The organism is Mycobacterium barrassiae, assembly GCF_025822765.1.
Taxonomy (GTDB): Bacteria; Actinomycetota; Actinomycetes; order Mycobacteriales; family Mycobacteriaceae; genus Mycobacterium; species Mycobacterium barrassiae.
In genome coordinates, this window is the sequence record NZ_JACKUK010000014.1 from 189,386 (window position 1) to 208,077 (window position 18,692).

21 protein-coding genes are annotated in these 18,692 nt (G+C 66.6%); 17 read left to right on the forward strand and 4 right to left on the reverse strand.

Features of this window, described 5'->3' with window-relative positions; genetic code table 11:
* Window positions 1-20: 20 nt before the first annotated feature.
* Window positions 21-1,046 carry an alcohol dehydrogenase catalytic domain-containing protein gene (locus H7J93_RS05185; RefSeq protein WP_267305221.1) on the forward strand — a complete coding sequence of 342 codons (1,026 nt, stop codon included), beginning with the start codon at window positions 21-23 and terminating at the stop codon, window positions 1,044-1,046.
* Window positions 1,047-1,050: 4 nt separating this feature from the next.
* Here H7J93_RS05185 and H7J93_RS05190 read toward each other — a convergent pair whose 3' ends face one another.
* Complete coding sequence (locus H7J93_RS05190) at window positions 1,051-1,461, reverse strand: nitroreductase family deazaflavin-dependent oxidoreductase (RefSeq protein WP_267305222.1); 411 nt, start codon at window positions 1,459-1,461, stop codon at window positions 1,051-1,053.
* An 83-nt stretch (window positions 1,462-1,544) separates the two neighbouring features.
* Window positions 1,545-2,804: a PGRS repeat-containing protein gene (locus H7J93_RS05195; protein ID WP_267305223.1), complete on the reverse strand. Its 1,260-nt coding sequence runs from the start codon at window positions 2,802-2,804 to the stop codon at window positions 1,545-1,547.
* Window positions 2,805-3,462: 658 nt separating this feature from the next.
* On the opposite strand from H7J93_RS05195, the gene H7J93_RS05200 reads away from it, so the two are divergent.
* From H7J93_RS05200 to H7J93_RS05250, 11 genes are all read left to right on the forward strand, one after another.
* On the forward strand, window positions 3,463-3,969 hold the full coding sequence (locus H7J93_RS05200) for a hypothetical protein (RefSeq protein ID WP_267305224.1): 507 nt from the start codon (window positions 3,463-3,465) through the stop codon (window positions 3,967-3,969).
* A gap of 75 nt (window positions 3,970-4,044) precedes the next feature.
* A complete protein-coding gene (gene hisD, locus H7J93_RS05205) occupies window positions 4,045-5,361 on the forward strand; it encodes a histidinol dehydrogenase (RefSeq protein ID WP_267305317.1) in 1,317 nt (438 codons plus the stop codon).
* Window positions 5,358-6,488 carry a histidinol-phosphate transaminase gene (locus tag H7J93_RS05210; protein ID WP_267305225.1) on the forward strand — a complete coding sequence of 377 codons (1,131 nt, stop codon included), beginning with the start codon at window positions 5,358-5,360 and terminating at the stop codon, window positions 6,486-6,488. The genes hisD and H7J93_RS05210 overlap by 4 nt, the downstream gene beginning before the upstream one ends.
* Window positions 6,485-7,099, forward strand: a complete 615-nt coding sequence (gene hisB / locus H7J93_RS05215; protein WP_267305226.1) for an imidazoleglycerol-phosphate dehydratase HisB — start codon at window positions 6,485-6,487, stop codon at window positions 7,097-7,099. The genes H7J93_RS05210 and hisB overlap by 4 nt, the downstream gene beginning before the upstream one ends.
* Window positions 7,096-7,713: an imidazole glycerol phosphate synthase subunit HisH gene (gene hisH, locus H7J93_RS05220; protein ID WP_267305227.1), complete on the forward strand. Its 618-nt coding sequence runs from the start codon at window positions 7,096-7,098 to the stop codon at window positions 7,711-7,713. The genes hisB and hisH overlap by 4 nt, the downstream gene beginning before the upstream one ends.
* Window positions 7,714-7,723: 10 nt before the next feature.
* The gene (gene priA, locus H7J93_RS05225) at window positions 7,724-8,458 is read left to right on the forward strand and encodes a bifunctional 1-(5-phosphoribosyl)-5-((5-phosphoribosylamino)methylideneamino)imidazole-4-carboxamide isomerase/phosphoribosylanthranilate isomerase PriA (RefSeq protein ID WP_267305228.1); all 735 of its coding nucleotides are present in this window, start codon (window positions 7,724-7,726) and stop codon (window positions 8,456-8,458) included.
* Entirely contained in the window at window positions 8,459-9,274 is an 816-nt protein-coding gene (locus tag H7J93_RS05230; protein ID WP_267305229.1) for an inositol monophosphatase family protein, read from the forward strand. It abuts the gene before it with no gap.
* Entirely contained in the window at window positions 9,275-10,048 is a 774-nt protein-coding gene (gene hisF, locus H7J93_RS05235; RefSeq protein WP_267305230.1) for an imidazole glycerol phosphate synthase subunit HisF, read from the forward strand.
* Window positions 10,045-10,395 (forward strand): phosphoribosyl-AMP cyclohydrolase, encoded by a 351-nt coding sequence (gene hisI, locus H7J93_RS05240; RefSeq protein WP_267305231.1) that lies wholly within the window; start codon window positions 10,045-10,047, stop codon window positions 10,393-10,395. Before hisF ends, hisI begins: the two co-directional genes overlap by 4 nt.
* A 9-nt stretch (window positions 10,396-10,404) precedes the next feature.
* Entirely contained in the window at window positions 10,405-11,403 is a 999-nt protein-coding gene (locus H7J93_RS05245; protein WP_267305232.1) for an alpha/beta hydrolase, read from the forward strand.
* The gene (locus H7J93_RS05250; RefSeq protein ID WP_267305233.1) at window positions 11,403-12,392 is read left to right on the forward strand and encodes an alpha/beta hydrolase; all 990 of its coding nucleotides are present in this window, start codon (window positions 11,403-11,405) and stop codon (window positions 12,390-12,392) included. The genes H7J93_RS05245 and H7J93_RS05250 overlap by 1 nt, the downstream gene beginning before the upstream one ends.
* On the opposite strand, the gene H7J93_RS05255 is transcribed toward H7J93_RS05250, so the two are convergent.
* On the reverse strand, window positions 12,376-13,179 hold the full coding sequence (locus tag H7J93_RS05255; RefSeq protein WP_267305234.1) for an ABC transporter ATP-binding protein: 804 nt from the start codon (window positions 13,177-13,179) through the stop codon (window positions 12,376-12,378). The two genes, H7J93_RS05250 and H7J93_RS05255, sit on opposite strands and share 17 nt — an antisense overlap.
* A complete protein-coding gene (locus H7J93_RS05260) occupies window positions 13,176-13,640 on the reverse strand; it encodes a peroxiredoxin (RefSeq protein ID WP_267305235.1) in 465 nt (154 codons plus the stop codon). The genes H7J93_RS05255 and H7J93_RS05260 overlap by 4 nt, the downstream gene beginning before the upstream one ends.
* Window positions 13,641-13,707: 67 nt before the next feature.
* Between H7J93_RS05260 and H7J93_RS05265 the strand changes: the two genes are divergently transcribed.
* The 5 genes from H7J93_RS05265 (at window position 13,708) to trpB (ending at window position 18,691) form a co-directional block, all read left to right on the forward strand.
* Window positions 13,708-14,421 (forward strand): phytanoyl-CoA dioxygenase family protein, encoded by a 714-nt coding sequence (locus tag H7J93_RS05265; RefSeq protein WP_267305236.1) that lies wholly within the window; start codon window positions 13,708-13,710, stop codon window positions 14,419-14,421.
* Between the two features lie 3 nt (window positions 14,422-14,424).
* Window positions 14,425-15,951: an anthranilate synthase component I gene (locus H7J93_RS05270; RefSeq protein ID WP_267305237.1), complete on the forward strand. Its 1,527-nt coding sequence runs from the start codon at window positions 14,425-14,427 to the stop codon at window positions 15,949-15,951.
* The gene (locus H7J93_RS05275; protein WP_267305238.1) at window positions 15,948-16,538 is read left to right on the forward strand and encodes a TIGR02234 family membrane protein; all 591 of its coding nucleotides are present in this window, start codon (window positions 15,948-15,950) and stop codon (window positions 16,536-16,538) included. Before H7J93_RS05270 ends, H7J93_RS05275 begins: the two co-directional genes overlap by 4 nt.
* Window positions 16,539-16,609: 71 nt before the next feature.
* Window positions 16,610-17,428, forward strand: coding sequence for an indole-3-glycerol phosphate synthase TrpC (trpC, locus tag H7J93_RS05280; RefSeq protein WP_267305239.1), 819 nt, complete (start codon window positions 16,610-16,612; stop codon window positions 17,426-17,428).
* 3 nt (window positions 17,429-17,431) lie between these two features.
* A complete protein-coding gene (gene trpB / locus H7J93_RS05285) occupies window positions 17,432-18,691 on the forward strand; it encodes a tryptophan synthase subunit beta (RefSeq protein ID WP_267305240.1) in 1,260 nt (419 codons plus the stop codon).
* Window position 18,692 lies beyond the last annotated feature (1 nt).

Below are 18,692 nucleotides of genomic sequence, written 5' to 3' on the forward strand. Positions count from 1 at the left end.
ACTAAAGAACGGAGCCGACAATGCGGCAGCTGGTGTTCGAGGAGACCAACTCCTATGGCTGGCACGAGGTGGCAGATCCTGAGATCCAGGCTCCTGAGCAGGCCATTGTCCGGCCGCTGCTGGTGGCTTGTTGCGACCTGGATGTGGCGGTGGCCGAGGGCAGGCTCCCGCTGCCGCCTGGCCACGCCGTCGGTCACGAGGGCATCGGTGAGGTCGTCGCCGTGGGTGACACTGTGCAGGGCGTGCGGCCCGGCGACCGGGTCGTGGTGCCGTTCCAGATCAGCTGCGGGCAATGCCGTGAATGTCGGCGCGGGGTGACAGGGTCGTGCGCGGCGCTGCCGCTGATGGCGATGTACGGCATGGCTCCGCTGGCCGGGCTGGACGGCGGCGGGTTCATGGCCGACCTGGTTCTGGTGCCGTATGCGGATGCGATGTTGGTGCCGATTCCGCGCGGAGTGGACCTCGTCGGCATCGCCTCGCTGTCGGACAACATCGTCGACGGCTGGCGGGCCGTCGGGCCGTATCGAACCGAACTCGCCGCACTCGACGAATCCGACCGACGGGTGCTCGTCGCCGGACGGCAGTCGATCGGCCTGTACGCGGCGGGGCTGGCCGCCGCGCTCGGCTATGGAGTCGACTACGTCGATACCGACCCGCAGCGCTTGGCCGCGGCCGAAAAGCTCGGCGCCACAGTGCATGACAGACCCAAACCGGACAAATCGATGGGCCCATATCCGGTCACCGTGCACACCTCAGCGGAGCCCGCCACGCTTGCGGCGACCTTACGGGTGACGTGGCCTGACGGAGTGTGCACCGATACCGGGATCTACTACCAGGGCGCGGTGGAGATGCCGCTCCTGCCGATGTACACCCGCGGGGTGAGGTTCGTGACGGGTCGGGTGAACGCACGCGCGGTCATTCCGGAGGTCGTCGAATTGCTCGAGGCCGGCTGCGACCTGACACCGGCGGTCGACCGCGTGGTGCCGTGGGACGACGCCACTGAGGTCTGGCCGACGATGAGGGGCAAGACCGTATTCACCCGGTAGCGCGTCAGGCGATGTCGGCGACGAAGATCGCCATCTTCTTCGCCTGAACACGAGCCATGAGAGGCAGGCCCTCCGCATCGCCGCCTGCGGGAATGATCCGTGGATTGACAAGGTGAACCGCGCGCGAGCCGAAGAGTATGTCGGCCTCGTTGGCGGCGAGCACGTTCTTCACCCAGTCGGTTTTGCCGTGGCCGAGCGCGATCGCGAGGGTATTGCCCTTGCGGAAAGGGGTCACCACCGTTTCGTACGTCTTCCCGGATTTGCGGCCGCGGTGCTGGATCTTGGCGAGGCCGGGCATGAGCCGGGCGACCCGCTTGACGACGGGGTTCATGTACTTGATCTGCAGGCGCTCGAACGCGGGCGGGTAGATCATCGGGACGCCCGGGGCGTTGTTGGGGTGATCCTTGGCGGACATGAATCTCAACACTACGTGACGATGCCCGCCCCACAAGGGGACGGGCATCGCCATTTCTGTTGCGGTGTCAGCCGTTTCGACGACTACGGGCCACTGTTGTCGCCGTCGCTGCCGTTGCTACCACTGTTGCCGCCGACGCTACCGCCGGAGCCGCCGGTGCCGCCGGTGCCGCCGTTGTCGTCGTCGGCCGCGCCACCTGTGGCGTCGCCGCCATTGCCGCCATTGCCACCATTGGAGGCAAAGGTGCCGCCGTTGCCGCCGTTGCCGCCGTTGCCGCCGCTGGTGGTGGTGGTCCCGTCGTCACCGGTGGCGTTGGCGTCGCCGCCAACACCGCCATTGCGGCCGTTACCGAAGACGACTCCGCCGTTGCCGCCGTTGCCGCCGTTGCCGCCGGTAGCCGAACCGGTATCTGTGTCAGCCCTGCCGCCGTTGCCGCCGTTGCCGCCGTCGCCAACGAATTGGGCGTTGGAGCCATTTCCGCCGTTTCCGCCAGTGGCAAGCCCGTCGTCTGTCTCGGCCGTGCCGCCGCTGCCGCCCGCACCGCCGCCGGTGCCGCCAGCACCGCCGTCACCGCCGTCGCCGGCCTCAGCAGGGGCCGTTCCGGTGGCCGACGCATCGCCGCCGTCGCCGCCGTCGCCGCCGATCCCGACGAAGCCGCCGGAACCGCCTTCGCCGCCCTCGCCAGCGTCCGCTTCGGGACCGGTCAAGAGTCCGCCGCCAGGATTGTGGTCGTCGCCGCCGTCGCCGCCCGCGCCGCCGTTACCGAAGTTGCCGGCATTGCCTCCGCGACCGCCGTCCTGCGCCTCGTTCAACCGTTCCCCTGCGAGGTAAGTCGCATCGGCACCGTCGCCGCCGCGACCACCGTTTCCGCCCCAGAAGCCGGCATTGCCGCCATTTCCGGGGCGGATGCCGAGCGCGGCTTCTTCTGAACTTGGGCTATAACCGTCGCCGCCGCTACCGAACAAGAACCCGCCGTTGAAGCCGTCGGGATGCAGAGCGTTGCCGTCGGCACCATTGCCGATCATCCCGAAGGTGAACGCCATCGTGAGCGGGTTGTCGAGGAACGGATCTGCCAGCGCGAGGAAGGGGCCTGGATCGAAGGCACGATTACTCGAACCAAAGTCGGCGCCCCCGCCGATGAGCCCGGTCAAGCCCTCGATCGGGCAGAGCACTCCTTGGCAATCGGTTTGTGCTTGAGCTGTGCCGGCGCCTTCGGCCGTGCCGAGCCCGATGAAGGCCACGGTCATCGCCCCCCCGAGCATGGCCCCGCCGACTGCGCGCCGCGCGACGGTACCTCGTGGCGAGGCTGCGCGGTGCTTACCGGCGACTGTTGTCCTGGACATTTTTCTCCCCTTCTGTCGACCCGGATCTGGCGATCCAGTTACCCCGACGACTGCGACGTCCGTTCGCGAAGGCGGTGGCCGAGTGGCTGGACCATGTGCTCGCTCTCGTAGTCAGCTAATCAGCGAATGCCGATCACAGACATATTGGCACCTGGTGCAGAGAATTCCTAGCAACTTCTCAAATTAGTCGAAAAGTTTTCTATTTACACTGGCGTCAATTGTGACTGTGGCGTAAATTTCTGCGGCTTGGACGCTTGCGAATGCAAGAAACAATTACGGCGGTCGTTGCACCTTCGGCAACCCTGATATTGATTCTCGCCCACACCTGATCAGTAGTGGTCAGATGCTCTTAAGTCTAAGGTCACCTGCAAAAACGAACCCAGCAAAGCTAATCTGGCGCAACCCCTCGAGTCGATGGTCTCGCACTAAAAAACAGCACTTCGTATGCTGGATATTGACATTACAGACAATTGTTCTACTGAGATTTACAAGATCGTCAAATATGCGGCTACAGCTAACATCACAAGATCATATAGTTGAGTTGGCAATCATTGATGAGGCGAAGCTAGACAAATTGATCTTGTATTCGACCAACCGATTAGACAGATAAAGCAGAGTTAGCTGCATCAGGCGCGAGCAACCCGCTACTATCTGCCGCATGTCTGAGACAACGCAGTCATCACGGGGGTCCATTGTGTCGGTTGTAGCGCTCGTTGTGGCGCTCGTAGCGGTAGGGGTGGCCGTCTGGGCGCTGGTCAAACAGCCCACGTCGCCGACCGAATCCGCCGGGCCGGCTTCGGTTTTCACCGGTACCGCGACCGACGACCCCAAGGGCAGCGTCTGCGAAGCCTTCAACCTCGTTCGCAACGGCGTCCAACTCAACACCAACATGCAGGCCCCTGGCGGGCCAGAGGACGTCACCGGCGCAATGGCGGTCGCGGCCAATGCGCGGTTGTCACTGTCGGAGGGCGGGGCGTACCTGATGGCCCGACTCCAGCCCGACACGCCGCAGGAACTCGCCGACGCCGTCCGCAAGTTCGCCAACCAGCTGTCGGACATCGGCGCGCGCTCGATCGCGGGCATTCCGAACTCCGATCCCGACCAGGCGGCGCGCCTGCAGGAAGCGGACAAGTCCAACGCGACGATCACCAATCTGTGCAAGTGAACCTGGCCTGAGACGCCGCGGCGATATCGATTTGGCCTGTTCTGGGACAATGGGTGCGTGAGTGCACCGTCATCCCTGATCGCCCGCATCGACCTGCGGGGCACCGAGCTTTCGGCTGCCCAGCTGCGGTCGGCTCTGCCGCGTGGCGGTGTGGACGTCGACGCGGTCCTTCCGAAGGTCCGACCCATCGTCGACGCGGTGGCCGGAGGCGGGGCGCAGGCCGCCCTGAAATTCGGGGAAACGTTCGACGGTGTCCGGCCCGAACAGGTCCGGGTGCCCAAGGAGCGTCTGCAGCAGGCACTCGATCGGCTGCGTGACGACGTCCGGACTGCGCTCGAGGTGGCGATCGAACGCGCCCGTGCGGTGCACGCAGACCAGCGGCGCACCGACACGACGACGACGCTGGCCCCCGGTGCCACGGTGACTGAGCGCTGGGTGCCCGTCGAGCGTGTCGGGCTCTACGTCCCCGGCGGCAACGCCGTGTATCCGTCCAGCGTGGTGATGAACGTCGTGCCTGCGCAGACCGCCGGCGTCGACTCGTTGGTGATCGCCAGCCCGCCGCAACGCGACTTCGGCGGTCTGCCGCACCCGACGATCCTTGCCGCGGCGCAGTTGTTGGGTGTCGAGGAGGTGTGGGCGGTCGGCGGCGCGCAATCGGTGGCGCTGCTGGCCTACGGCGGCACCGACACCGACGGCGCCGAGCTGGCGCCGGTGGACATGATCACCGGGCCGGGGAACATCTACTTCACTGCGGCCAAACGGATCTGCCGTTCGCAGGTGGGCATCGACGCGGAGGCAGGCCCGACGGAGATCGCGATCCTCGCCGACCACACCGCGGACCCGGTGCACGTCGCCGCCGATCTGATCAGCCAGGCCGAACACGACGAGATGGCCGCCAGTGTGCTCGTCACGACCAGCGCCGACCTGGCGGATGCCACCGACAGGGAACTCGCGATCCAGCTGGAGACCACCTTCCACAAGGAGCGGGTAAAGGCGGCACTGGGTGGCAAGCAGTCCGCGACCGTGCTCGTCGACGATCTCGATGCCGGCATTCGCACCGTGAACGCCTACGCCGCCGAGCACCTCGAGATCCAGACCGCCAATGCTCGGGACGTGGTGGGCCGAATCCGCTCCGCGGGTGCGATATTCGTTGGCGCCTATTCGCCTGTAAGTCTTGGCGATTACTGCGCGGGGTCCAACCATGTGCTGCCCACCGCCGGGTGTGCCCGCCACTCCAGCGGACTGTCGGTACAGACGTTCCTGCGCGGCATCCACGTCGTCGACTACGACGAGGCAGCTCTGAAGGACGTGTCCGGGTACGTGATCACCCTCGCCGAGGCCGAGAACCTGCCTTCGCACGGCGAAGCGGTTCGGCGGAGGTTCGAACGGTGACGCCTGGCAAGAAGGTAACTCTGGCCGATCTGCCGCTACGCGAAGACCTGCGCGGCAAGTCGCCCTACGGTGCGCCGCAGCTGCAGGTTCCGGTGCGGCTCAACACGAACGAGAACCCTCACCCCCCGACCAAGGCCCTCATCGATGACGTGACGGCGTCGGTGCAAGCGGTCGCGGGGGAGCTGCACCGCTACCCGGACCGTGACGCGGTGGCGCTGCGTACCGACCTCGCCGCCTACATCACCACGCAGACTGGTGTCGACGTTGGCGTCGAGAATCTCTGGGCGGCAAACGGTTCCAACGAAATCCTGCAACAGCTCCTTCAGGCATTCGGCGGGCCGGGGCGCAGTGCCATCGGATTCGTCCCGTCGTACTCGATGCATCCGATCATCTCCGGCGGCACCCAGACGGAATGGTTGGTGGCCAACCGCGCCGACGACTTCAGTCTCGACGCCGACGTCGCGGTGCAGGCGATCAAGGAACGCACCCCCGACGTCGTATTCGTCGCAAGCCCCAACAACCCGTCCGGGCAGAGCGTTTCCCTCGACGACCTGCGCCGCCTGCTGGAAGCGATGAGCACCGGCCTGCTGATCGTCGACGAGGCGTACGGCGAGTTCTCCAGCCAGCCCAGCGCGGTCAACCTGATCGACGAATACCCGACCAGGCTGGTCGTGTCCCGAACGATGAGCAAGGCGTTCGCGTTCGCCGGCGGACGGCTGGGCTACCTCATCGCCGCCCCCGCGGTGATCGACGCGATGTTGCTCGTCCGGTTGCCGTATCACCTGTCGTCGCTGACGCAGGCTGCCGCCAGGGCAGCGCTGCGCCATGCCGACGACACGCTGGGTAGCGTCTCGAAGCTCATCGCCGAACGTGAGCGGGTGTCAGAATCTTTGACCGGCATGGGCTTTCGAGTCATCGAGAGCGACGCGAACTTCGTGCTGTACGGCGAATTCGCCGACGCACCTGCCACATGGCAGCGGTACCTGGACGCCGGTGTGCTCATCCGTGACGTCGGCATACCCGGATTCCTGAGGGCCACCATCGGCCTCCCCGAAGAGAACGATGCGCTGCTCGATGCGAGCGCTCGCCTCGCTAGTACCGAACTCGTATCCATAGGAGCATCGTGACCACGTCTCGAATCGCAAAGATCGAACGCAAGACCAAAGAGTCCGACATCGTCGTTGAGCTGGACCTCGACGGAACGGGGGTCGTCAGCGTCGAGACGGGTGTGCCGTTCTTCGACCACATGCTCACCGCCCTCGGCAGCCACGCGAGTTTCAATCTGCTGGTCCGCGCCAAGGGTGACGTCGAGATCGAAGGCCACCACACCATCGAGGACACCGCGATCGTGTTCGGCCAGGCGTTGGGCCAGGCGCTCGGCGACAAATCGGGTATCCGGCGGTTCGGCGACGCGTGGATCCCGATGGACGAGTCGCTGGCTCACGCAGCGGTCGATGTCTCGGGCAGGCCGTACTGCGTGCACACCGGCGAGCCGGACCACATGCTGCACTTCACAATCGCGGGATCCGAGGCGCCGTATCACACGGTGGTGAACCGGCACGTGTTCGAAACCATCGCGATGAATGCGCGCATCGCCCTGCACGTGCGGGTGCTGTATGGCCGCGATCCCCACCACATCACGGAGGCCGAGTACAAGGCCGTCGCCCGTGCGCTGCGCCAGGCCGTCGAGTTCGATGACCGTGTCACCGGCGTGCCGTCGACGAAAGGCACGCTGTGACAGCGAGAGTCGTCATCCTCGATTACGGCTCGGGAAACCTTCGGTCGGCTCAGCGCGCGCTGGAACGTGTCGGCGCGGATGTCGAGGTGACCGCCGACGCCGACGCGGCGATGAATGCGGACGGTCTGGTGGTTCCGGGCGTCGGCGCGTTCGAGGCGTGCATGGTGGGCCTGCGGAAGATCGGCGGCGAGAAGATCATCGCCGACCGGGTCGCTGCAGGCCGTCCGGTGCTGGGCGTGTGCGTCGGGATGCAGATCCTGTTCGCGCGCGGTGTCGAGTTCGGCGTGGAGAGCGCCGGCTGCGGTCTGTGGCCGGGTTCGGTAATCCGGCTGGACGCGCCGGTGATTCCGCACATGGGCTGGAACGTCGTGGACGCACCCGCTAATACGCGCCTGTTCAAGGGGCTGGATCCCGGCACTCGCTTTTACTTCGTCCACTCGTACGCCGCCCAGCAGTGGGAGGGCAATCCGGACGCACTGCTGACGTGGTCCACGCACACCGTGCCGTTCCTGGCCGCAGTCGAAGACGGTCCGCTTTCGGCCACTCAATTCCACCCGGAGAAGAGCGGTGACGCCGGGGCGTCGCTTTTGGGCAATTGGGTTGAGGGGCTCTAGGTTGACGGCTGTGAAATTGATACTCCTTCCCGCCGTCGACGTGGTGGAGGGTCGCGCTGTCCGGCTCATGCAAGGCAAGGCGGGCAGCGAGACCGAGTACGGTTCGGCGCTCGACGCCGCCATGACCTGGCAGCGCGACGGCGCGGAATGGATCCACCTGGTGGACCTCGACGCCGCGTTCGGCCGGGGCAACAACCGAGAACTGCTCGCGGAGGTTGTCGGCAGGCTCGACGTCGCGGTGGAGCTGTCCGGCGGGATCCGCGATGACGACTCGCTGAATGCAGCGCTGGATACCGGATGTGCGCGCGTGAACCTCGGCACCGCGGCACTGGAGAATCCGCAGTGGTGCGCGAAGGTTGTTGCCGAGCACGGCGAGAAGGTCGCCGTCGGGCTGGACGTGAAGATCTCCGGCGACGATTACCGGTTGCGCGGCCGCGGGTGGGAAACCGATGGCGGTGACCTCTGGGAGGTCCTGGAACGCCTTGACCGCGAAGGCTGTTCACGCTTCGTCGTCACCGACGTCACCAAGGACGGCACGCTCAACGGCCCGAACCTCGATCTGCTGAAGAAGGTCACCGACCGCACCGCGGCACCGGTGATCGCCTCGGGCGGGGTGTCGAGTCTTGACGACCTCCAGGCGATCGCGACCCTCACCGACCGCGGCGTGGAAGGTGCGATCGTCGGAAAGGCGCTGTACGCGGGGCGGTTCACGCTTCCGGAGGCGCTGGCCGCGGTGGCGCAGTAGATGGCGCTCGACACGGCCGACCTGGACGCTCTGGTCGCCGTCGCCGCCGAAATCCTCGACCAGGCGGCCAAACCGTTCATCGAGGGTCACCGTGCCGATTCGGCGGTTCAGAAGAAGGGCAACGACTTCGCCACCGAGGTCGACCTCGCGATCGAACGCCAGGTGGTCGAGGCTCTGACGCGTGAGACCGGCATCGAAGTGCACGGCGAGGAATTCGGCGGCGCCGACGTCGAGTCGCCGCTCGTGTGGGTCCTCGACCCGATCGACGGCACGTTCAACTATGCGGCCGGCTCGCCGATGGCGGCGATCCTGCTGGGCCTCTTGCGAGATGGCGAGCCGGTGGCGGGCCTGACGTGGATTCCGTTCACCGGCGAGCGGTTCACCGCGGTCGTCGGTAAGCCTCTGCGCTACAACGGTATCGAGCGCGCACCGCTGCAGCCCGCGCAGCTGGCCGACTCCGTCGTGGGAGTCAGCACCTTCAATGTCGATTCGCGGGGCAAAGTGCCGGGACGGTACCGGCTTGCGGTGATCGAGAACCTGAGCCGCAAGTGCTCGAGGATGCGCATGCACGGCGCCACCGGAATTGACTTCGCCTACACGGCAGCTGGAATCCTCGGCGGGACGATCAGTTTCGGTGCGCATGTGTGGGATCACGCCGCGGGCGTCGCACTGGTGCGCTCGGCCGGGGGCATAGTCACCAACCTGGACGGCAGCGACTGGACCACCGAGTCGCGCTCGGCCCTGGCCGGTGCGCCGGGCGTGCATGCCGAGCTGCTCGAGTTGCTGCAGTCCGTCGGCGCTCCGGAGGACTTCTAGATGGATCTCGCGGTCCGGATCATCCCATGCCTGGACGTCGACGACGGCCGGGTGGTCAAGGGTGTGAACTTCGAGAATCTGCGCGACGCCGGTGATCCCGTCGAACTGGCCGCCGCCTACGACGCCGAGGGTGCCGACGAGCTCACCTTCCTGGACGTCACCGCATCGTCGGCGGGCCGGGCCACCATGCTCGAGGTCGTCAAACGCACCGCCGAGCAGGTGTTCATCCCGTTGACCGTCGGCGGGGGCGTGCGCTCGGTCGCCGACGTGGACGTGCTGTTGCGTGCGGGGGCCGACAAGGTCGCTGTGAATACCGCCGCCATCGCCAGGCCCGAACTGCTCGCCGAGTTGTCCCGTCAGTTCGGTTCGCAGTGCATCGTGCTGTCGGTCGATGCGCGCACCGTTCCGCAGGGCGAGCAACCGACCGCTTCGGGGTGGGAAGTGACGACGCACGGCGGACGGCGGGGCACCGGGATCGACGCCATCGAATGGGCCACTCGGGGCGCTGAACTCGGCGTCGGCGAGATTCTGCTGAACTCGATGGACTTCGACGGCACCAAGGCCGGATTCGACCTGCCGATGATCGAGGCGGTCCGCGGCGCGGTCAACATCCCCGTGATCGCCAGCGGCGGGGCGGGAGCGGTCGAGCATTTCGCGCCCGCCGTGTTCGCCGGGGCCGATGCGGTGCTGGCCGCCAGCGTCTTCCATTTCCGTGAGCTCACGATCGGTCAGGTGAAGGCCGCCATGGCGGCAGAAGGGATCGTCGTCAGATGAGCGCGTTGGACGAGAGCATCGCCTCGAGGCTCAAGCGCGACACCAACGGGCTGTTCACCGCGGTGGTGCAGGAACGCGGTACCGGCCAGGTGCTGATGGTCGCGTGGATGGACGACGACGCGTTGGCGCGGACGCTGGAAACCCGTGAAGCGACGTATTATTCACGTTCACGCGGCGAGCAGTGGGTCAAGGGCGCGACGTCGGGCCACACTCAACACGTCCATTCGGTGCGGTTGGACTGCGACGGGGACACCGTGCTGCTCGAGGTCGATCAGGTCGGTGCCGCGTGCCATACCGGTGATCACAGTTGCTTCGATGCCGACGTATTGCTGGCCCCGGAGGCCTAAGCTGCGGGCGTGAAGCGAGCCCTGGCGGCCGCCGCGGTGCTGCTGGCGACTGCACCAACTGTGCGGCGGTATCTCGCAAACCGCGGGGCGCTGGCCGAGGTGGCGGCTGAACTCCGGAGTCCGTTGCTGTTGGTGCTTTCGCCGGCATCCGGCAGGCGCCTCCTGCCGATCACGCGCCTCAGTGCTCGACTACGCACCCCTTCGGGCGGCGGCGTGTCGGTGGTCGAGCATCGATCCGGTGATGCCGCTCTCCGCATCGTCGTCACCACACCGTCACAAGGCCGCAGGCCTCGCCCTGCGGTGTTGTGGATCCACAGTGGGGGTTTCGTGGTGGGATCGCCGCAGTTCGAATCATTCCTGACCGGGCAGATCGCGCGTGAGGTTGGCGCGGTGGTGGCATCTCCGGACTATCGGCTCGCGCCTGAACATCCATTTCCCGCGGCGTTCGACGACTGCATGTCCACCCTGATGTGGATGCACGCGAACGCTGACGCGCTCGGCATCGACTCACAGCGGATCGCCGTCGGGGGCGCCAGTGCGGGCGGCGGGCTGGCGGCCGCGGTGGCGCAACGCTGCCACGATGTTGGGATTCCGCTGGCAGGTCAGGTACTCGTGTATCCGATGCTTGACGACCGCACTGCGCTACGGGACGACTATGGCGGGCGCGGACATTTCCTGTGGACTCCCGCATCGGACCGATTCGGCTGGACGTCGTATCTGGGTCGCGAGCCGGGTGCGTCGGACGTGCCCGAATACGCGGCACCCGCACGCCGATCAGACCTCAGCGGTCTTGCGCCGGCGTGGGTCGGGGTAGGCGATCTCGATCTGCTGTACGACGAGAGCGTGACCTATGCCGAGCGACTGCGTGAGTCCGGCGTGGAGTGCGAGCTCGTCACCGTCCCCGGGATGTACCACTTCGCGGACGGCATCGCACGAAAAGCACCATCGATGCGCAGGTTTCGCGCCAGCATGCACGAGCATCTACGAACGCACCTGGAGGTTCACTGATGGTAAAGCGGATCGCAGCGATCCTTGTTTTTGGACTTGTTGCTACGACGGTGCGCAGCCACCTCAAAGTCCGCGATGCCTTGTCGGAAGTCGCACCCGAGTTGCGCAGCCCCGTCTTGTCGCTCGTCGCGGTGACGTTCACCCAGCGCAAACTGTGGTTCAGCAGGCGACTGATGAGCATTCCCACGAAGCCCTGCGCTGGCGTCACGATGGCCAACCGCCGCGTCGGCGATCCGTCGGTCCCGGTCCTCGTCTTCACGCCCGATCACCGTGCCACGCCCGCGCCTGCGGTGCTGTGGCTCCACGGCGGCGGATACGTCGTCGGGACCCCGGAGTTCGAGGCGGCGGGTTCGACGCGTCTCGCTCGCGACCTCGGCGCCGTGGTGGTGTCACCCGACTACCGGCTGGCTCCAGAGCACCCGTTTCCCGCGGGTCTCGACGACTGCATGGCGGTGCTCAACTGGATGCGTGAGAACGCCGACGAGTTGGGAATCGACGCGGCTCGCATTGCGGTGATGGGGGCCAGCGCCGGCGGGGGAATGGCGGCCGCGGTCGCCCAACGTAGCCACGACGAAGGAATCGCCCTACGGGCGCAGATCCTGGTGTACCCGATGCTCGACGACCGCAGCAGCCTGGTCAAGGACCATGCCGGTCGTGGCCGGTTCGCGTGGACACCCGAATCGAACGTGTACGGATGGACGGCGTATCTGGGCCGTCCTCCGCGGATGTCCGATGCACCCGAATACGCCTCTCCGGGTAGGCGATCCGACCTGTCCGGCCTACCGCCGGCGTGGGTCGGTGTCGGCGAGCTCGACGTCTTTCACGATGAGGACGTCGCCTACGCCGAGCAGCTGAAGTCCTGCGGTGTGCCGTGCGAGCTCGTCACCGTGCCCGGCATGTATCACGGCGCGGACTTCGTGCGGCCGAATGCGCAGTCCATAAAGGACTTTCGCGCCGGAATGGTCGATTTTCTCAAGCGCTACCTATGATGCGCGTCGCCTTGGCGCGGGCGGTCCACCGACCTTCGTCGTAGCCGACGACCACCGGGTGAGCGAATGCGGCACTGACGTTGTCGGTGGTCACGGTCTCCCGCGCCGTCCCGACGGCGACCGTTCGCCCGTCTGCGATGAGTAGGGCGTGGGTGGTGGTGGTCGGCAGCTCTTCGAGGTGGTGGGTGACGAGGATCGACGCCACGTCGGGATGGGTCTCGTCGAGCGAATCGATGGTTTCCAAAAGTTGTTCGCGCGCCGCCACGTCGAGGCCTGTCGTCGGCTCATCGAGGAGCAGTAGCCGCGGCTCGGACACCAGCGCGCGGGCGATCAGTGTTCGACCGCGCTCACCCTGCGACAGCGTCGGCCACACGTCAGCAGCCTTGTGCGACAACCCAACCGCGTCGATCATCGCGTCCGTCCGGTCAAGCTCCTCAGTACTCGGCGTCCAGCGCATCGGGGTGTCGATGGTTGCCGTGATACCCGTCAGCACCACTTCGCGCACGGTCAACGAATACTGCAGCCGGTGACGGGGATTCACGTGTCCGATGAAGCGACGCAGCCGCGCGAGCTCCACGCGGCCCATCTGCTCGCCGAGGATGTGCACGGTGCCCGACGTGGGGAACATGACTGCCGCGCAGAACCCCAACAGCGTGCTCTTACCCGCACCGTTCGGACCGAGCAGCGCCCAATGCTCACCGGCGTTGACCGTGAGCGAGATGCCATCGATGATCTGCTTGCCGTCGCGACGAAACGTCACGTCGGCGAGTTCAAGAACCGGCGTCACGCGGACTGCCGTTGGCGCAGCACCTCCAGCGCCTTGTCGGCGTGGGTGTCCATGCTGACCTCGCTCGCGATCACCTCGAGCACCGTGCGGTTGGTGTCGATCACGAACGTCGTCCGCTTGACCGGCATGAACTTGCCGAGCAGGCCGCGCTTGACCCCGAACTGCGTGGCGACGGTCCCGTCGGCGTCCGACAGCAGCGGATAATCGAACTTCTGCTTGTCGGCGAACTGCGCCTGCTTCTCGACGGGATCGGTGCTGATGCCCACCCGGCTCGCGCCGACCGCGGCGAACTCCGATGCCAGATCGCGGAAGTGGCACGCCTCCTTGGTACATCCCGGTGTCATCGCGGCGGGGTAGAAGAACAACACGATGGGGCCACCTGCAAGCAACTCCGAAAGGCTTCGCACGGTGCCCGTCTGATCCGGCAACTCGAACTCTGCGACCTGGTCACCACGTTTCATAGCTCTTCACGCTACGCCCACTCGAAAATCGTTGGCGCTGGTTGTCGTATCTGTGAGAACGTGCCGAATGCTCGACACCTTCATCTCCGACGGCTACGTCAAGCTCGAGCACGTCGTTCCACGCAGCGTCGCCGATGCGGCGCGCGCTGCGCTGTGGCAGCAGCTGGGTCTTTCGCACGACGATCGTGACCAGTGGTCAGAACCCGTACGGTGGGCGTCAGATCTGATGGGCCACGGGCCTTTCGGCGAACTCGTCCGAAGTCCGGTGCTGGCGGCGGCGCTCGATGCGGTGTGCGGCCGCGGCGGCTGGGTGCCGCGAGGCTCGCTGGGCAACGTGCCCGTCCGTTTCCCGGTGTCGCCGCCCAACGACGACCGCGGGTGGCACATCGACGCCAACACCCCGCAGCCCGACGGGACGTGGGCGGTGACGGGCCGCCCGCACACCGTGTTGGTGCTGACCTTGTTGTCGGAGGTCGGCCCGGACGACGCTCCGACGCGGATCCGGGTGGGCTCACACCGCGACGTGGCCCGCGTGCTGGGGCCGGACCCGGTCGAATTGGCCGAGATGGGTCGCCTCGTCGACGCCGCCAGCGCCCACAGGCCGGTGGCACACGCGACCGGCGAACCCGGCGACATGTACCTGCTGCACCCGTTCACAGCGCACGCAGCCGACGAACACCGCGGCAACACGCCGCGGTTCATGGCGCAGGCACCCGTCGTGCTGACCGGTCCACTGACACCCACGTCGTCGTCACCCTTGGCGCGCGTCTGGGAGGATTGATGGGTGCAATCGACCGCCAACCTCGCACTCACCACGTCACGCGAGGACTTCCGGGCGCTGGCCGCCGAGCACCGCGTGGTGCCGGTGACCCGCAAGGTGCTCGCGGACAGTGAGACGCCGCTGTCGGCGTACCGCAAGCTGGCCGCCAACCGTCCCGGGACGTTCTTGCTGGAATCGGCCGAAAACGGCCGCTCGTGGTCCCGCTGGTCGTTCATCGGGGCGGGTGCGCCATCGGCGCTGACGATTCGCGACGGCGAGGCGGTGTGGCTGGGCACCACTCCGAAGGACGCGCCCAAGGAGGGCGATCCCATCCAGGCGCTGCGCGCGACGCTCGAGCTGCTGAAGACCGAGCCGGTGCCGGGTCTGCCGCCGCTGTCGTCGGGCCTCGTCGGCTTCTTCGCGTATGACATGGTGCGGCGTCTGGAGCGGTTGCCGTCGCTGGCCGTCGACGATCTGGGCCTGCCCGACATGCTGCTGCTGCTGGCCACCGACATCGCCGCCGTCGACCACCACGAGGGCACGATCACGCTGATCGCCAACGCCGTGAACTGGAACGGCACCGACGAGCGCGTCGACTGGGCCTACGACGACGCGGTAGCCCGGCTCGATGTGATGAGCGCGGCACTCGGTGAGCCGTTGCCGTCGACGGTCGCGACGTTCAGCCGACCCGAGCCGCTGCACCGGTCGCAACGCACCGTCGAGGAGTACACCGCTATCGTCGAGAAGCTCGTCGGCGACATCGAGGCCGGCGAGGCCTTCCAGGTGGTGCCCTCACAGCGCTTTGAGATCGACACCGACGCCGACCCGCTCGACGTCTACCGGATGCTGCGGGTGAGCAATCCCAGCCCTTACATGTATCTGCTTAACGTCCCGAATGATGCTGGCGGCCTGGACTTTTCGATCGTCGGATCCAGTCCCGAAGCGTTGGTGACCGTGAAGGACGGGCGGGCGTCGACGCACCCCATCGCTGGCACGAGGTGGCGCGGGGAGACCGAGGAGGAGGACCTGCTGCTCGAGAAGGAGCTGCTGCACGACGAGAAGGAGCGTGCCGAGCACCTGATGCTGGTCGATCTTGGTCGCAACGACCTCGGCCGTGTCTGCCGGCCCGGCACCGTCCGCGTGGAGGACTACAGCCACATCGAGCGGTACAGCCACGTCATGCACATCGTGTCGACGGTGCACGGCGAGCTCGCCGACGACAAGACCGCGTTGGATGCCGTGTTGGCGTGCTTTCCGGCGGGCACGCTGTCGGGTGCGCCGAAGGTGCGCGCCATGGAGCTCATCGAAGAGGTCGAGAAGACCCGCCGCGGGCTGTACGGCGGCGTGCTGGGCTACCTGGACTTCGCGGGCAACGCCGACTTCGCGATCGCGATTCGAACGGCGCTGATGCGAGGCGGCACGGCGTACGTGCAGGCCGGCGGGGGAGTCGTGGCCGATTCCAACGGGCCCTATGAGTACACCGAGGCGTCGAACAAGGCCCTTGCGGTGCTCAAGGCGATCGCTGCGGCGGAAACCCTGACCGAACCATGATTCGGATCGCGCAGCTCGGGCTCGTCTTGGCGGCGGCGGCGTTGTGGATCGCGTCGCGGATGACATGGGTCGACGTGACGTCGTTCGACGGGCTGGGTCAGCCCCGAACGACGGCGCTGTCCGGCGGTTCATGGTCGACGGCGCTGGTCCCGCTGGCCATATTGCTGCTGGCCACCGCCGTCGCTGCGCTGGCGGTGCGCAGCTGGCCGTTGCGGGTGCTCGCGCTTCTCGCGGCGATCACCAGCGCTGGCATGGCCTACCTGGCCATCACGCTGTGGGTGATGCCCGACGTCGGTGTTCGGGCGTCACACCTTGCCGAGGCGCCGGTGGCCGATCTCGTGGGCACTCAGCGCCACTACGGGGGCGCGGTGATCACGGTGGTGGCGGCGGCCGTCACCCTGGTGTGCGCCACGCTGCTGTTGCGATCGGCGTCGAAGGACCGTTCCGCTGCGACGCGCTACGCCCGCCGCACGGCTGCTCCTGGGGACAAACGGGAGGACGTGATGACGGAGCGAGAGCTGTGGGATGCCCTCGACGAGGGCGTGGATCCGACCCAAGACCGGACCCCAGACAACAAGGGCCGGTGACACCCAATGGTGTGGCGGCGGTTACCCTTCGTTGAAGATCGGTTGGCACCATCCGGGAGGATTCGGCACACATGAGTTCGGCGACTGTGCTCGACACCATCATTGAGGGTGTCCGCGCTGATGTCGCGGCTCGCGAAGCGGCTCTTCCGCTCGCCGACATCAAGGAGAAGGCGAAGGCCGCGCGACCGCCACTCGACGTGTTGGCGGCGTTGCGGGAGCCGGGTATCGGTGTCGTCGCAGAAGTGAAGCGCGCCAGCCCGTCGCGCGGAGAACTGGCCGCCATCTCAGATCCCGCGGAGCTGGCCCGCGCATACGAAGACGGTGGCGCGCGCGTCATCAGCGTGCTCACCGAGGAACGGCGATTCAACGGCTCGCTGGCGGATCTCGACGCCGTCCGCGCGGCAGTGTCAATCCCGGTGTTGCGCAAAGACTTCATCATCGGGCCGTATCAGATCCACGAGGCCCGCGCCCACGGTGCCGACATGCTGTTGCTGATCGTCGCCGCCCTCACGCAGCAGGCGCTGGAGTCGATGCTCGATCGCACCGAATCGCTCGGCATGACCGCGCTCGTCGAGGTGCACACCGAGGAGGAGGCGGATCGCGCTCTGCAGGCCGGCGCCAAGGTGATCGGGGTCAACGCCCGTGACCTCAAGACGCTGGAGGTGGACCGGGACTGCTTCGCGCGCATCGCTCCCGGCCTACCGAGCGGCGTCATCCGCATCGCCGAGTCAGGTGTGCGCGGCACAGCCGATCTCCTTGCCTACGCCGGTGCCGGCGCCGATGCGGTGCTCGTCGGTGAGGGACTGGTCACCAGTGGTGACCCGCGCAGCGCCGTAGCCGATTTGGTCACCGCAGGTACGCACCCGTCCTGCCCGAAACCCTCACGCTGACAAGTGGCCGACCTCGCCGGTCCGGAGTTACCGCGTTCGAGCGCGGCCGTCGCCGAACCCACAGTTCATGACCCCGACGAACGCGGCCATTTCGGCGTCTACGGCGGGCGATACGTCCCCGAAGCGTTGATGGCGGTGATCGAAGAGGTCACTGCGGCGTACGAGAAGGCTCGCGGCGATCAGGAATTCCTCGACGAGTTGGATCGGCTGCAGCGGCATTACAGCGGTCGGCCGTCGCCGTTGTACGAAGCCTCGAGGCTGTCTGAGCATGCCGGCGGCGCGCGGCTCTTCCTGAAGCGAGAAGACCTCAACCACACCGGATCTCACAAGATCAACAATGTGCTGGGGCAGGCGCTGTTGGCGCGGCAGATGGGCAAGACACGCGTGATCGCCGAGACGGGCGCGGGACAGCACGGCGTCGCGACCGCGACGGCATGCGCGCTGCTCGGTCTCGAGTGCATCATCTACATGGGCGCGGTCGACACCGCGCGGCAAGCCCTCAACGTGGCGCGGATGCGTCTACTTGGGGCCGAAGTGGTGTCGGTCGAGGCCGGTTCCAAGACGCTGAAGGACGCGATCAACGAAGCGTTCCGCGACTGGGTAACCAACGCGGACAACACCTATTACTGCTTCGGCACGGCGGCGGGACCGCATCCGTTTCCCACAATGGTGCGGGATTTCCAGCGGGTGATCGGTCTCGAGGCGCGGGCGCAGATCCGGGCGCAGGCCGGCAGGCTGCCCGATGCCGTGACGGCTTGCGTCGGAGGCGGGTCGAATGCCATCGGAATCTTCCACGCGTTCATCGATGACCCGGGGACGCGCCTCGTTGGCTTCGAGGCGGCGGGCGATGGCGTCGAAACCGGCCGTCACGCAGCGACTTTCACTGGTGGTTCGCCCGGCGCCTTCCAGGGTTCGTTCTCGTATCTGCTTCAGGACGAGGACGGGCAGACCATCGAATCACATTCGATCTCAGCAGGTTTGGACTATCCGGGGGTGGGCCCGGAGCACGCGTTCTTGAAGGACATCGGGCGTGCCGAGTACCGGCCGATCACCGACACGGAGGCGATGGATGCCTTCGCCCTGTTGTGCCGCACCGAGGGAATCATTCCGGCCATCGAATCCGCGCACGCCGTGGCGGGAGCGTTGAAACTGGGGCAGGAACTCGGCCGCGACGCGATCATCTTGGTGAACCTGTCGGGACGGGGCGACAAGGACGTCGAGACTGCGGCGAAGTGGTTCGGTCTGATGGACGGTGAATCGTGAG

What these genes read in the sequence shown, in the direction of transcription:
- H7J93_RS05230 (WP_267305229.1), top strand. Translation starts at nt 8,459, where the DNA reads ATGGCGCTCGACACGGCCGACCTGGACGCTCTGGTCGCCGTCGCCGCC.
- trpC (WP_267305239.1), top strand. Translation starts at nt 16,610, where the DNA reads ATGAGTTCGGCGACTGTGCTCGACACCATCATTGAGGGTGTCCGCGCT.
- H7J93_RS05185 (WP_267305221.1), top strand. Translation starts at nt 21, where the DNA reads ATGCGGCAGCTGGTGTTCGAGGAGACCAACTCCTATGGCTGGCACGAG.
- hisI (WP_267305231.1), top strand. Translation starts at nt 10,045, where the DNA reads ATGAGCGCGTTGGACGAGAGCATCGCCTCGAGGCTCAAGCGCGACACC.
- hisF (WP_267305230.1), top strand. Translation starts at nt 9,275, where the DNA reads ATGGATCTCGCGGTCCGGATCATCCCATGCCTGGACGTCGACGACGGC.
- H7J93_RS05190 (WP_267305222.1), bottom strand. Translation starts at nt 1,461, where the DNA reads ATGTCCGCCAAGGATCACCCCAACAACGCCCCGGGCGTCCCGATGATC.
- H7J93_RS05200 (WP_267305224.1), top strand. Translation starts at nt 3,463, where the DNA reads ATGTCTGAGACAACGCAGTCATCACGGGGGTCCATTGTGTCGGTTGTA.
- H7J93_RS05260 (WP_267305235.1), bottom strand. Translation starts at nt 13,640, where the DNA reads ATGAAACGTGGTGACCAGGTCGCAGAGTTCGAGTTGCCGGATCAGACG.
- H7J93_RS05265 (WP_267305236.1), top strand. Translation starts at nt 13,708, where the DNA reads ATGCTCGACACCTTCATCTCCGACGGCTACGTCAAGCTCGAGCACGTC.
- H7J93_RS05275 (WP_267305238.1), top strand. Translation starts at nt 15,948, where the DNA reads ATGATTCGGATCGCGCAGCTCGGGCTCGTCTTGGCGGCGGCGGCGTTG.
- H7J93_RS05195 (WP_267305223.1), bottom strand. Translation starts at nt 2,804, where the DNA reads ATGTCCAGGACAACAGTCGCCGGTAAGCACCGCGCAGCCTCGCCACGA.
- H7J93_RS05250 (WP_267305233.1), top strand. Translation starts at nt 11,403, where the DNA reads ATGGTAAAGCGGATCGCAGCGATCCTTGTTTTTGGACTTGTTGCTACG.